The sequence below is a fragment of the Solidesulfovibrio carbinoliphilus subsp. oakridgensis genome (assembly GCF_000177215.2).
GTDB lineage: Bacteria > Desulfobacterota > Desulfovibrionia > Desulfovibrionales > Desulfovibrionaceae > Solidesulfovibrio > Solidesulfovibrio carbinoliphilus.
In genome coordinates this window covers 554,430-567,478 of sequence record NZ_CM001368.1, presented here as the reverse complement: position 1 = coordinate 567,478, position 13,049 = coordinate 554,430, and the positions used below count along the sequence as shown (strand labels likewise).

The window sequence follows — 13,049 nt, the reverse complement described above, 5'->3', positions numbered from 1 at the left end:
GAGGTGGCGGAGGCGGACCATGAGCCGCTGCCTGCCGTCACGAGCGCGCGAGAAACCCTGGCGGCGGCCACTGGCGAGGCGAGGCGGCCGCGTTGGCGAACCGCCGGGCTTGCGACGCGCGGGGGCGCTTTTAGTCGGTCGGATCGCCGAGGGGAAAGGCCAGGCGGAAAATGGTGCCTTCGGCCGTGGAGCCGAAGGTCAGGGCCCCGCGCAGCTGGCGGGTCAGCTGGACGATGAGCTGCATGCCAAGCGACCGGACCACGTCGGGATGAAAGCCGTCCGGCAGGCCCACGCCGTCGTCCTCGACCACGGCCTGCACCATCTCTCCCTCCCTGGCCATGGTCACCCGGATGTTCCCGGCCTCGCGGCCCGTGAACCCATGCTTGACGGCGTTGGTCACCAGTTCGTTGACGATGAGCCCGAAGGGAATGGCCTTGTCCACGGTCACGCGGCATTCGGTCAGGTTGAGGGCGAAGCCGAGGCTTTTCCTGCCCCGCAGGGACTGGACCACCTTGGGGGTCAGCCGTTCCAGATATTCCTTGAGGTCCACCCGGGCCAAATCCCCGGACCGGTACAGTTCTTCGTGGATGAGCGCCATGGAGGCGATGCGGTTGCGGCTCTCCTCGAACATGTCCTGGATGGCCGGGTCCTCGATGGCGTCTTTCTGCAGGAAAAGCAGGCTGGAGATGACTTGCAGGTTGTTTTTGACCCGGTGGTGCACTTCCTTCAGCAGCACCTCCTTTTCGGCCAGCGAATCCCGCAACCGCTTCTCCTGGGTCTTGTCCTCGGTCACGTCCCGGATGACGCCGACGATGAAGCGGGCCCCCGAGGCATCCACGAAAAGTCCCTTGCGCGTGACCAGAATATGGACCTGACCGAGCCCGTCGGTCATCTTTTCCTCAAAGAGGTCCTCGCGTCCGGTTTCCAGGACCAGGTTGTCGCGCTCGACAAAGACTTCGGCCTCCTCGCGCGGCACGATATCCTCGTCCCTCCCGCCGAGAATCCTGTTCTGGGGCTGGCCCACCATGGCGCCAAGGGCCTGGTTGACCAGGACGAAACGGTGCGACGCGTCCTTGACGAAGACCGGATCCGGGATGGCGTCGAGGATCATGCCCAGAAATTCCTTGGATCGCCGCAGCTCGTCCTCCATGCGGCGACGCTCGGTGATGTCGCGCGAGACGCCGACGGCTCCGGAAATACGGCCCGAGGCATCGATCAGCGGCCGGACCACGGATTCCACCCAGACGGTGGAGCCGTCCTTGCGGCGCATCTCAAGCTCCAACCGCTTGACGGTATTGCGGTCCACGCCCTGCCCGGCCCCGAGCAATCTGGCGGCCTCGGCCGCCCGGACGGCCGATTCGGGCGTCATCATCTGCTCGAAGGTTTCTCCCACGGCCTCGTCCACGGTGAGGCCGCGCAGGCGTCGGACCGACGGACTGACATAGGTAAGGCGCAGCTTGGCATCAAGGGTGAAGATGACGTCGTGGCAATTGTCGGCCAGCAGGCGGTACTTGGCTTCGCTTTCGCGCAGGTTGCGCTCCACGGCCTTTCGCTGGCTGACATCGCGCATGAAGACAAGGGCCCCGGACGTGAGGTCGAGGGAAAACGGCACGGCCGCCACCTCCACCTCGATGGGCGAGCCGTCCAGGCGGACGTAGCGCTGCTCCCGCAGGGTGGCCGGAGCGTTCTGGACCAGATTCTGGCGGATGCGGTCGCGCACCGACGCCTTGGAGTCGTCATGGACAAAATCCAGGACCTCCCGGCCGACGAGACGATTGGGCGAGTCCGCGCCGAAGAGTTTCGCCGCTTCGGGATTGGCAAACACGAACCGCGTTCCGTCATGGATCAGGATGGCGTCCGGCGCGTTGTGCACCACCAGCCTGTAACGCTCCTGGCTTTCCCGCAGTTCCAGTTCCTTTCGGCGGAAGGCCGCCACATGCCGGTGGAGCAGCAGGAAAAGCAGGAGCGAGGTGGCCAGGACAAACCCGAACCCCTTGAACGAGGAAACGTGCATGAGCAGCGCGGGATTGTCCCGGAAGAGACTGTCCGCCAGCCGATCGGAAAAAAAGATCCAGCCCAGCCCCACCCCGAGGTAGCACAAGGCGATTCGCACCGGCTTCAGACTGACCAGGCCACCGTGGTTTGTCTTGGTCGCGCGCACTATCGTCCGCCTGCCTTCCCGGCGCGGCAAAAAGAGCCCGTCAGGCCGCGCTGGCCCAGTTTTTCTCACTAGAAAGCGCAACACCCGGGATGTCAAGCCCGCCTACTGTTTTTGCGTGGCCCGCGTCAGGCGCGTCACGTTGCTTTTGGTGAAAAATCCGTCAAACCCGTCGTAGCGTTCGATGTATTCGTGGACCAGGAGCGTCTGGGGCCACATGGCGGAGAAAATCTGCCTGAGCCCTTCCTCGCGCGATCCGACCAGCTCCGAAAGAAACCGCACCCCGTCTTCCGCCAGGCCCGACACCACCGCCTCGATGCCGGAAACGCCAAAAGCCAGGTGGTGCGGCCGCACGCCGTAGTTGGCGATGAAGCGTTCCGTGGGACCCGCCGCCTCGGCCGAGACCTCGGACAGGGGCGCGATGCCGGAAGTGAAGACCTGGGCGTATTCGTCTGCCCCGAGCCGGGCCACATTGGTGATGGAATTGAGGGACTCCACGTAGACTGCGAAATCGAACCGGTAGTTGGTCAGGGCCAGGAATTCCGCGATGGCCGCGTCGCGGTGCCGGGCCGGCACCCGGGTGGCCACGTGGTCCAGGCCCCGGATGCGGGCCAGCCATGGCCGGTCGGGCTTGGCCCCGGGCGCGAGGGGCGAGGGCCGGCTTTGGCCGTGGGCATAGTGGCCGGCCCTCCCCTTCCATTCGATGAACCCCAGGGCATTGCCGGTATGGACCGAGGGGAGGGTCTGGATGAAGGCAAAGGCATCGGTCACGATCGGGGCCGGCGTTTCAAAGGCCACGCCCCGGCCCTGTTGGATGGCGGCGTAGCGGGCCACGTCCCCACAGGCGAAGACGAAGGTTTCGAGCCGGGCCGACGGATCCGGGCCGTTTTTTTCGCCCCGGTTGTAGGGCGCAAAGGGATTTTCGCCGTGCAGGCGGCTTTTGAGGAGGAAATCGGGGCCGAGGCCATCGCGAAGGAGCAGGCAGGGCGCGCCGTCGCCGGCAAGCGGATTCTCGAGCGCGGCTTCGAAGGCCAGGGCCGTGGTGCCGAGCATCTCCTCGGCCGCCGGCAGCAGGTCGTCCGGGGCGGTGTTGATCACCACGGCGGCCAGACCGCCGACAAGTCCCTCCAGCCCGGCCGCGCGCCGTTCGGCCAGGACCCGGTCCACTTCGCGCAAAAGGACGGTGTCGTCGTTTTGAAAATTCGCGTTCACACATGCCTCCTCGGACGAAATGGTTAGAGCATGTCGACCGGATCGAGGTCGAGGACAAGCCGGACCTGGGCCACGCCGGCGAGCGCCTGCCGGGCGGCCGCGAAAACCTGGCGTACGGCGGGCCAATCCGGGGCTTTGAGCAGGCAGTGGAACCGCCTGCGCCCGGCGACCAGGGCCAGAGGCGCCGGCGCGGGCCCAAGAACCCGGACCCCGAGCGGGGCAGCGGCCCGGCGCATGGCCTCGCCGGCGGCGGCCACCAAGCCGAACCCTTCCTCGAACTCCCGGGGAAAACTCAGCCGCGCCAGGCCCAGTCGGGTGAAGGGGGGATAGCACAGCCTCCGGCGTCGGGAAAGCTCGAGTTCGAAAAAGCCTTCAAAGTCTCCGGACAGGACATGCGTGAAAAAGGGGTCGTTTGGCGTTCGGGTCTGGATGAGCACGCGGCCGGGCCGGCTCCCCCGCCCGGCCCGGCCGGCCACCTGGGTCAGCAGCTGGAAGGTCCGCTCCGAGGCCCGGTAGTCCGGCAGACTGCGGCCGAGGTCGGCGTCGGCGGCCACGACCAGGGTCACGTCCGGAAAATGGTGGCCCTTGGAGAGCATTTGGGTGCCGACCAAAACCTGGGCCCGGCCCGAGGCAAAATCCTCCAAAATGGCCTCGGCCCGCTCCGGCCGCCGGGCCACGTCGCGGTCCAGCCGGGCCACGGCCGTGCCGGCCGGCAGCACGCCGGCGAGCTGCTCCTCCAGGAGTTCCGAACCCACGCCCATGGGCAGAAACGAGGCTCCGCCGCAGCCCGGACACGGCGACGGATGCGGCCGACTGGCGCCGCAGTAGTGGCACACCAGCCGCTCCCGGTCCTTGTGGTAGGTGAAAGACAGTTCGCAGGCGGGACACCGGACCGGGGTTTCGCAGTCCAGGCAGAAAAGGAGCGGCGCATAGCCCCGGCGGTTGATGAGGATCATGGCCTGGTCGCCGGCGGCCACGGTCCGGGCCAGCTCCTCGGCCGCCCGGTCGGTGAGGATGCCGGTCCGGTCGCCGGTCTCGCGACTGCCGGCAACCGAAGTCAGCTTGGCCGCGCCCCGCATGTCAACCAGCTCGATGGCCGGCATGCCTCCGCCGCCAACCCGCTGCCTGAGCCGAACCATGGGCACATGCCCTTCCCGGGCCGCGTGAAACGTCTTGACATCCGGCGTGGCCGATCCAAGGACCAGCAGGGCCCCGGCCTGCCTGGCCCGGAAAAAGGCCACCTCCTTGGCCTGGTACGGGAGCCGGTCCTCCTGCTTGAAGGCGCCGTCGTGCTCCTCGTCAAGGACGATGAGTCCGATGTCGCGAAGGGGCAGGAGCAGGGCCGACCGGGTGCCGGCGACCAGACGGGGGGCATCGTTCCCGGCCGCGCGCCGGAAGGCGGCCTCGCGCACGGCCGGGGGCTGGTAGCCGTGGTAGAGCAGGGAATCCTGTCCCGGAAAGGCCCGCGTGGCGGCCCGGTGGAGCTTGACGGCCAGGGCCACTTCCGGAGCCAGGAGCAGGACCCGCCGGCCAAGGGCCAGGGTCCGGGCGGCAAGCTCCATGTACAGGCGGGTCTTGCCGCTGCCGGTCACGCCGAAAACGAGCCGGGCCGCGCCGTCCGGGTTGCTGAGGACCGGAGCCAGGGCGTCGAGGGCGGCCGCCTGCTCGGCGGTCAGGGGGGGCGCACTTGCCAAGTCCTGGCTTGGCGCCGCCTCCCGGACCACGCACGCGGCTTTTGGCCCGGCCGATTCCCCGGCGTCCAGGCGCACGAGGCCAAGGGCGGTCAGCCGGCGAAGGAGCGGCAGGACACCCTGCCCCAGACGTTTTTTAACGTCCGAAAGCGGCATGGGGCCGAGGTCGCATAAGAGATCCAGGAGGGCGATCTGCCGGGCCGCGCCCGGACGTACCGGCCAGGGCGGGTCGGCGGCCAGGGCGCACAGCGGATCGTTCGCGTCCTCGGCCAGCCGGCAGCGCATGGCCCCCCGCCGCCAGGGATCGACCAGGGCCAGCCGGGCCTCGGGGCCAAGACGCGACAGGGCAAGGGCGGTCAGACGACGGGGCAGGCCGGCCTCGTCGACCTCGAAGACCATGCGCGAGGTGCGAAGACCCTTGGGCAAGAGCAGGCCGAGGATGCGGCCGGGCGTGGCCAAATGGCGGCTGGCCAGATTTTCGACCAGCTCCAGGTAGGCGGCGTCGCCAAGGGGCGCGCGCTCAAGGGGCCACAGGGCCGGCCGCAGGGTCACGCCGGCCGGCGGCGGAGCCCCCGTCTCCCAGACCACCCCGACCCGGAGCGTGCCGGCCACGGGCACAAGCAGGCGCAGGCCCCGGGGAAACGCCTCGGGCCCAAACCCCGACGGCAGGGTGTAGGTCAGCAGGGAATACGGCGGCGCGGTCAGGGCGATGGTGCAGGTGGCGCTCATGGGGCCAACGGAAATCGCCCGGGAGGCATGGCTCCCGGGCGTTCGCGACGGTGTCGGACGGAGCCGGCGGCGGCCCCGGCCCACCTATTCTCCAAAGGGCAGGAGCTCGCGCAGGCGGGGCACCAGCGATTCGCGCAGGGCCTCGTCGTGCAGGGCGAAATAGATGTTGGCCGTCAGGTAATCCACCCAGTCGCCGGCGTCGAAACGCTGGCCCTGGATCTTGACGGCCAGGAGCCGGTTGTTGCCGGCCAGGCCCTTCAAGCCATCGGTGAGCTGGATTTCCCCGCCATGGCCGGGGGTGACTTTCTCCAGGTGGTAGAAGATGTCCGGAAAAAGCACATACCGACCAACGATGGCCAGACGGGAAGGCGCTTCGTTGACCTTGGGCTTTTCCACGAGGTTGCGCACCCGGTACATGCCCGGCGCGAACTCTTCGCCATCGATGATGCCGTAGCGGGAAACCATGTGCGGCGGCACTTCCATGACGCCGATGACCGGCATGTGCTCGGTCATGGCCACGGTCAGGAGCTGCTTGATACCGGGTTCCATGCTGAACATCAGGTCGTCGCCGACCATGACGGCAAAGGGATCGTTCTTGCAGACCTCGCGGGCGCACAAAACGGCGTGGCCGAGGCCCAGCTGCTTTTTCTGGCGCACGGAAATGATGTTGACCATCTCCGCCACTTCGCGGACCATCTTCAGCATATCTGTCTTGCCCGTGCGGGAAAGGAGGTCCTCAAGCGTCAGGTTGTAGTCGAAATGGTCCTCGATGATGGTCTTGTTGCGGTTGGTGACGAACACCACATCCTGAAGTCCGGAGGCCTGGGCTTCCTCGACCACGTACTGCACCACGGGCTTGTTATAGACGGGCAGCATTTCCTTGGGGATGTTCTTCGTGGCCGGCAAGGACCGCGTACCCCATCCGGCGACGGGAATGACCACCTTTTTGATTTCCATGCTCTTCTCCTTGGATGCGCGCACTGCCCGGTATGGCTTCGGATGCGGCGAAGCGCGCCTTGGCGTCGGCCGTCCGATTCTGACCTGCCTCACGATGCCGGTCCGCCCTCTGGCGGTACCCCGCATCAACAATCGACGTTAATTCCTTTGCACGAACAAGTCCAGCCCGAAAAGGCATTTCGGCTATGCCGGCGGTCAGCGCAAGCCGTCGGCGACGGCTTGGGCGAGCCTCTCGCACAGGCTTTCCACCAGGGCCGGATCCTCGGCCTCGACCATCACCCGGGCCAGGGATTCGGTGCCGGAATACCGCAAGAGCACCCGCCCCCGGCCGGCCAGAAGCCGTTCGGCCTCGACCGTGGCCCGCGCGATCTCCGGCGCTTCGCTGAAGGGAATCTTGCGGGCCACTGGAACGTTTACCAGCTTTTGCGGAAAAGGCGAGAGCAATGTGGCGAGTTCGGAAAGCGGCTTGCCCTTCCTGGCCATGATCTTCATGAGTTGCAGGGCGGCCAGGGTGCCGTCGCCGGTGGTGCTGTGGTTTAGAAAGATGAGGTGACCCGACTGTTCGCCACCAAGGACCGCGCCTTCGGCCCGCATGGCCTCGACCACGTAGCGGTCGCCGACCGGCGTGCGCAAAAGCCTGCCGCCGTGGGCGGCCATGAAGACCTCCAGGGCCATGTTGCTCATGACCGTGGCCACCAGCAGGTTGCCGGGCAGGGAGCCCCGCTCCATGCAGTCCAGGGCGCAGATGGCCATGATCTGGTCGCCGTCGAGGATGCGGCCCTTTTCGTCGGACACGATGACCCGGTCGGCGTCGCCGTCCAGGGCGATGCCGATGTCGGCCCCGGTGGCGACCACGTTGGCGGCCACCTGCTCGGGATAGAGCGACCCCACGCCCCGGTTGATGTTCACGCCGTCGGGCTCTACGCCCATTTTAAAGACCTTGGCCCCGAGTTCCTCGAAGACCATGGGTGCCACGCGAAAGGCCGCCCCGTTGGCGCAGTCGAGCACGATCTTCATGTCCTCGAAACTGACGTCCAGCGGCACCGTGTTCTTTAAAAAGACGTTGTAGCGGCCCGTGCTGTCCTGGATCTTGGAGGCCCGGCCCACGGCCTCCGGAGCCGGCAGGTTCCACTCCTGGCCGCAGCCGTCGACCAGGGCCGCGATCTCGGCTTCCACGGCATCCGGCAGCTTGAACCCCATGTGGTCGAAGAACTTGATCCCGTTGTCATGATAGGGATTGTGCGAGGCGGAGATGACCACGCCCACGTCCACGCGCATGTCCCGGGTGAGAAACGAGATGGCCGGGGTCGGCAGCGGGCCGACCAGGATCACGTCCATGCCGGCGGCGCAAAAGCCGGAGGTCAGGGCGTATTCGTAGATATAGCCGGAAAGGCGGGTGTCCTTGCCGATCAGCACCTTGTGGCGGCGGCCGCCGTCCCGCAGGACCTGGCCCGCGGCCAGCCCCAGGCGCATGACGACCTCCGGGGTCATGGGATAGGTGTTGACCTTGCCGCGCAGCCCGTCGGTTCCGAACAGTTTTTTTTCCATGCATGCTCCCAGGCCGGGACCGGACCCGACCTCATTTCACGGTCAAGGACACCTTGTCGGGTTGGGCTTCGATCAGTTCGCAGCCTTGCGGCATCTTCACCCGATACGACGCTACATACTTACCCGGTTCGATATCGGGCTTCAACTCCAACGAGGCTTCGATGAGCCCCGGAAAATCCTTGTCCGCCAGAATGGCGGCCGGCCCCTTGACCCGGAGCGTCACGGCCGGGGGCGAAACGTCCACGTCCCGGCCCTTGGGCTTTTTGACGGCAATGGGGGCCCGCAGCGTCACCTCCGATTCCTTGCCCGCGAAATTCATGGACACCTGGACGGTGGGCGGCGACACGTCCGTCTCCTCGGGCACGTCCAGGGGAACCTGATCGTCGAAGTGGGCCGGCGGCGGGTTCGGCAGGGTGATGGGCTGGGTCTTGATCTCGCTTATGGCGTCGAGCTTGCCGGCCGGACCGGTCAGGCGCACGCTGTCGGGCACGGCCCTGGCCCCGGACATGGCAAAGCCGGCGGGCGCGGCCGCACGCAGCACCACCTTGACCGGCACGGTCTTGACGGCCCGGCGCTCGACTTCGAGTTCCAGGCGCGAGGGGCGGATCTCGACCACCTCGTAGACCTTGGGCAGGGGAATGTTTTTCGCCTCGAAAACGATCAGGTTCTTGCCGGGCACGATCTTGCCGAGACCCAGGCTGTAGACGAGCTGGCTGTCCTCGATCCGGCGGGCCACGCCGCGCGGGCCGCGCACCAGCACGTCCACCGACCCCAGCATGCCGCTTTTGATGTAGAGCCCTTCGGGCGCGCCGGTCATCTCCACCCGCATGGTCATCCAGGTGTCCACCCGTTCCCGGCCGGTGACCAGATACCAGCAGAAAAGCGACATGGCGAAAGCAAGGAGCAGATATTGCCAGTTCGGTTTCATAGGCGCTTGGCGAAAAGGTTCCACAGCATGTTTTTGAGCGCGCGCTCGTCCACCGGGGAGATGAGCCGGCCGCCCTCGGCCACGGACACCACGCCCCGCTCTTCGGACACGACCACGGCCAGGGCGTCGGTCTCCTCGGTGATGCCAAGGGCGGCCCGGTGCCGGGTGCCGAGGCTCGCGTCGAGGGTCACGCCGGCAATGAGCGGCAGGATGCAGCCGGCCGCGGCTATGGTCTCGCCCTGGACGATGACCGCGCCGTCATGGAGCGGCGTGTCCGGAAAAAAGATGGTGCCAAGGAGCTCCCGGCTCATCCGGGCGGACAGCTCCACCCCCCGCTCGATGTAGTCGCCAAGGGGCACCCGGCGCTCGAAAACGAGAAGCGCGCCGGTCCTCGATCGGGCCATCTGGAAAACGGCCAGGATGCAGGCGTCAAGCGCGGCCTCGGTCATGGCCTCCCGGCGCTTGGCCCGGAAAAAGCCCCCGGCCCCGACGCTCGACAGGCCCTTTCGGATATCGGCCTGGAAAAGGATGATCAGCACCAGAAAGACCGAGCCCAGAAAGTTGGTCAAAAGCCAGTGCAGGGTGTTGAGGCCGAACTCTCCGGACAGGTAATAGAGGATGCAGATGAGGAGAAACCCGTGGAGCACGGACACGGCCCGGGTGCCGTGGATGAGGATGAGTCCCCGGTAAAAGATGAAGGTGACGAGGCTGATGTCCAGGATCTCGATCCAGGAGACGCGCAGATTGTCGAAAAAAGCGAGCGACATGGCGGGCGGCTTTCCGAAACGGCGGTGACGCAGCGGGAAAAGAGGATCAGGCGGCCAAGGCCGCGGCCAGGCCCAGGGCCACCCGGCCCTGGGCCACGTCGTGGAGCCTGTGGATGCGGGCGCCCCGGCCGGAGCACAGGGCCGAGGCCACGGCCGTGGCCAGCCCCCGCTCCCCGACCGGCAGGTTCAGGCAGGCGCCGAACACGGACTTGTTGGACAGCCCGAGAAAGACCGGCCGGCCAAGGACCAGGAACCGGTCCAGCCGGCGCAGGATCTCCAGGTTGTGTTCGGGCCGTTTGCCAAAGCCGATGCCCGGGTCCACGACCACCCGGTCCTCGGGCAGCCCGGCCCGGGAGAGCATGGCCAGCTTTTCCTCGAAAAAGGCCAGAATGTCCTCGACCACGTCGCCGTAGCGGGGATCGCGCTGCATGGTCTCGGGCCGGCCGAGGCTGTGCATGAGGACGTAGCCGGGCTTGTGGTGGCACACGACATCCAGGAGGCCGGGATCGAAGGCGCAGGCCGAGACGTCGTTTATGATGGCCGCCCCGGCCTCGATGGCGGCGGCGGCGCAGCCGGCCTTGTAGGTATCGACCGAAAGGACCACCCCGGGCAGGGCCTCGGCCAGGGCGGCGACCACGGGCACGACCCGCGCCAGTTCGGCCTCAAGCGGCACGGGCGCGGCCCCGGGCCGGGTGGATTCGCCGCCCACGTCCAGGATGTCCGCGCCGTCGGCGGCGAGCCGCCGGCCGTGGGCCACGGCGGCCGCCGTGTCGGCATGGCGGCCGCCGTCGGAGAAGGAGTCCGGCGTGACGTTGACGATGCCGGCCACGCGGTCCGTGGCGCAGTCCAGGGCAAGTCCCCGGCCAAGCCGCCAGAGATCGGCGCTTTTACCGGTCATGGCCGCCGTCGGCGGGTTTCTGCGGGTGTCCGGCATCGTCCGGCTCCAGGGTGAACTCGTCGGACGAGCCCTGGGACGCGGCGTTTGCCGGCGCGTCCGGCGCGGCCGCCCTGGTCATGGACGGGGACGAGACGTCCGAAGCGGGCGCAGCGGTTGCGGCGGCCGGATCGCCGGTAACGGGCGGTGTGGCGGCTGCGGGCGCGCTCGCCGGCGTGCCGGAGGCGTTGCCCCCGGCCGTCCCGTTGGTTCCCCCGGCCGGGGTCTCGGGAGGGGGGAGGGTTTCGCCCCGCAGCAGGCGGTCGATATCCTCGCCGGAGATGGTTTCGCGCTCGAGGAGCGCCTTGGCCACCAGTTCCAGGGCTTCGCGCTCGCCTTCGAGGATGGACCGGGCCCGGCGGTAGGCCGATTCCACGATCTTTCGCACCTCGGCGTCGATCTGGCGCGAGGTCTCCTCGCTGAAGTTCTTGTGGTGCACGAGATCCTTGCCGAGGAATATCTCGTTGTCCCGCTCGCCGTAGGAAAGGGGTCCGAGCACCTCGCTCATGCCCCAGGAGCAGACCATCTTCCGGGCCATGGCCGTGGCCCGTTCGATGTCGTTGCCGGCGCCCGTGGTCATCTGGTTGAGGACCAGTTCCTCGGCCACCCGGCCGCCCATGAGCACGGCCAGATTGTTTTGCAGGTACTCCCGCGAATAGTTGTGCCGGTCGTCGGCCGGCAGCTGCATGGTGATGCCAAGGGCCATGCCGCGCGGAATGATGGAGACCTTGTGGATGGGATCGGTGCCGGCCAGATTCTTGGCCACCAGCGCGTGTCCGGCCTCGTGGTAGGCGGTGGTCCGTTTCTCCTCGTCGGACAGGATGAGGCTGCGGCGCTCCTTGCCCATCAGCACCTTGTCCTTGGCGTGCTCGAAGTCGGCCATGTCCACCCGGTCCTTGTTGACCTTGGCGGCTTGCAGGGCGGCCTCGTTGACCAGGTTCTCGAGGTCCGCCCCGGAAAAGCCGGGCGTTCCCCGGGCCAGGATGTCGAGGTTGACGTCCGGGGAAAGCGGCGAGCGCCGGGAGTGGACCTCGAGGATGCGGCGGCGGCCGCGCACGTCGGGCGTCGGCACCACCACCTGCCGGTCGAACCGGCCCGGGCGCAAAAGGGCCGGGTCGAGGACGTCGGGGCGGTTGGTGGCGGCGATCAGGATGACGCCTTCGTTGGACTCGAAGCCGTCCATTTCGACCAGGAGCTGGTTTAGGGTCTGCTCCCGCTCGTCATGGCCGCCGCCGAGCCCGGCCCCGCGCTGGCGGCCCACGGCGTCGATCTCGTCGATGAAAATAAGGCACGGGGCGTTCTTTTTGCCCTGAAGGAAGAGGTCGCGGACCCGGGCCGCGCCGACGCCGACGAACATCTCCACGAAATCCGAGCCCGAGATGGAGAAAAAGGGCACCCCGGCCTCGCCGGCCACGGCCCGGGCGAGCAGCGTCTTGCCCGTGCCCGGCGAGCCGACCAGGAGCACGCCCTTGGGGATGCGGCCGCCCAACCGGGTGAATTTCTTGGGGTCGGACAGGAACTGCACCACTTCCGTCAGCTCTTCCTTGGCTTCGTCCACGCCGGCCACGTCCTCGAAGGTCACCCGGGTCGACTCCTGGGTGATCATCCGGGCCCGGGACCGGCCGAAATTCATGGCCCGGCCGCCGCCGTTTTGCATCTGGCGCATGAAGAAAATCCACACGCCGACCAGAAGGAGCATGGGGAACCAGGAGACAAGCAGCGTCATGTACCAGGGCGATTCCTCGTCCGGCTCGGCCATGACCTCCACTTTCTTCTGCATGAGGGTGGAGACCAGGGTCGGATCCTCGGGGGCGTAAGTGAGAAACTTGCCGCCGCCGGAGGTCACGCCGGAGATTTTGGACCCCTGGATCTTGACCGACACCACTTCACCGGCGTTCACCTTCTGCATGAAGTCAGAATAGGAGAATTTGGCGCTTTGGGTCTGGGGCTGGTTGAACAAGTTAAAAAGGACGACCATGACCAGGGAAATGGCCGCCCAAAGCATGAGATTTTTCGCGAAACTGTTCAAACTGGAGTCCTCCAGGGGACGGGCGCGGAGAGGGTAGGCCCGCTTGTTGTAAAGGCGTCAGTCATAGCATAGCCCCCCGGAGTCTGTCCACGCGGC

At 67.1% G+C, this 13,049-nt stretch carries 9 protein-coding genes; all 9 read right to left on the bottom strand.

Going from position 1 to position 13,049, the window contains the following annotated elements:
• Window positions 1–130: 130 nt before the first annotated feature.
• Window positions 131–2,161, bottom strand: coding sequence for a PAS domain S-box protein (locus DFW101_RS02410; RefSeq protein WP_009179941.1), 2,031 nt, complete (start codon window positions 2,159–2,161; stop codon window positions 131–133).
• A 102-nt stretch (window positions 2,162–2,263) separates the two neighbouring features.
• A complete protein-coding gene (locus tag DFW101_RS02405) occupies window positions 2,264–3,370 on the bottom strand; it encodes a hypothetical protein (RefSeq protein ID WP_009179940.1) in 1,107 nt (368 codons plus the stop codon).
• A gap of 23 nt (window positions 3,371–3,393) precedes the next feature.
• Complete coding sequence (priA, locus tag DFW101_RS02400) at window positions 3,394–5,790, bottom strand: replication restart helicase PriA (RefSeq protein WP_009179939.1); 2,397 nt, start codon at window positions 5,788–5,790, stop codon at window positions 3,394–3,396.
• Between the two features lie 84 nt (window positions 5,791–5,874).
• Complete coding sequence (gene galU, locus DFW101_RS02395) at window positions 5,875–6,747, bottom strand: UTP--glucose-1-phosphate uridylyltransferase GalU (protein ID WP_009179938.1); 873 nt, start codon at window positions 6,745–6,747, stop codon at window positions 5,875–5,877.
• Between the two features lie 195 nt (window positions 6,748–6,942).
• Window positions 6,943–8,295 (bottom strand): phosphoglucosamine mutase, encoded by a 1,353-nt coding sequence (gene glmM / locus DFW101_RS02390; protein WP_009179937.1) that lies wholly within the window; start codon window positions 8,293–8,295, stop codon window positions 6,943–6,945.
• 31 nt (window positions 8,296–8,326) lie between these two features.
• Entirely contained in the window at window positions 8,327–9,223 is an 897-nt protein-coding gene (locus tag DFW101_RS02385) for a CdaR family protein (protein ID WP_009179936.1), read from the bottom strand.
• Complete coding sequence (cdaA, locus tag DFW101_RS02380; protein ID WP_009108727.1) at window positions 9,220–9,990, bottom strand: diadenylate cyclase CdaA; 771 nt, start codon at window positions 9,988–9,990, stop codon at window positions 9,220–9,222. Before cdaA ends, DFW101_RS02385 begins: the two co-directional genes overlap by 4 nt.
• Window positions 9,991–10,036: 46 nt before the next feature.
• Window positions 10,037–10,924, bottom strand: a complete 888-nt coding sequence (gene folP, locus DFW101_RS02375) for a dihydropteroate synthase (protein WP_009179935.1) — start codon at window positions 10,922–10,924, stop codon at window positions 10,037–10,039.
• Window positions 10,878–12,953 carry an ATP-dependent zinc metalloprotease FtsH gene (gene ftsH / locus DFW101_RS02370; RefSeq protein WP_009179934.1) on the bottom strand — a complete coding sequence of 692 codons (2,076 nt, stop codon included), beginning with the start codon at window positions 12,951–12,953 and terminating at the stop codon, window positions 10,878–10,880. Before ftsH ends, folP begins: the two co-directional genes overlap by 47 nt.
• Between the last annotated feature and the right edge of the window lie 96 nt (window positions 12,954–13,049).

Coding starts and splice junctions, on each gene's coding strand:
- priA (WP_009179939.1), bottom strand. CDS start 5,790: ATGAGCGCCACCTGCACCATCGCCCTGACCGCGCCGCCGTATTCCCTG.
- galU (WP_009179938.1), bottom strand. CDS start 6,747: ATGGAAATCAAAAAGGTGGTCATTCCCGTCGCCGGATGGGGTACGCGG.
- glmM (WP_009179937.1), bottom strand. CDS start 8,295: ATGGAAAAAAAACTGTTCGGAACCGACGGGCTGCGCGGCAAGGTCAAC.
- DFW101_RS02385 (WP_009179936.1), bottom strand. CDS start 9,223: ATGAAACCGAACTGGCAATATCTGCTCCTTGCTTTCGCCATGTCGCTT.
- cdaA (WP_009108727.1), bottom strand. CDS start 9,990: ATGTCGCTCGCTTTTTTCGACAATCTGCGCGTCTCCTGGATCGAGATC.
- folP (WP_009179935.1), bottom strand. CDS start 10,924: ATGCCGGACACCCGCAGAAACCCGCCGACGGCGGCCATGACCGGTAAA.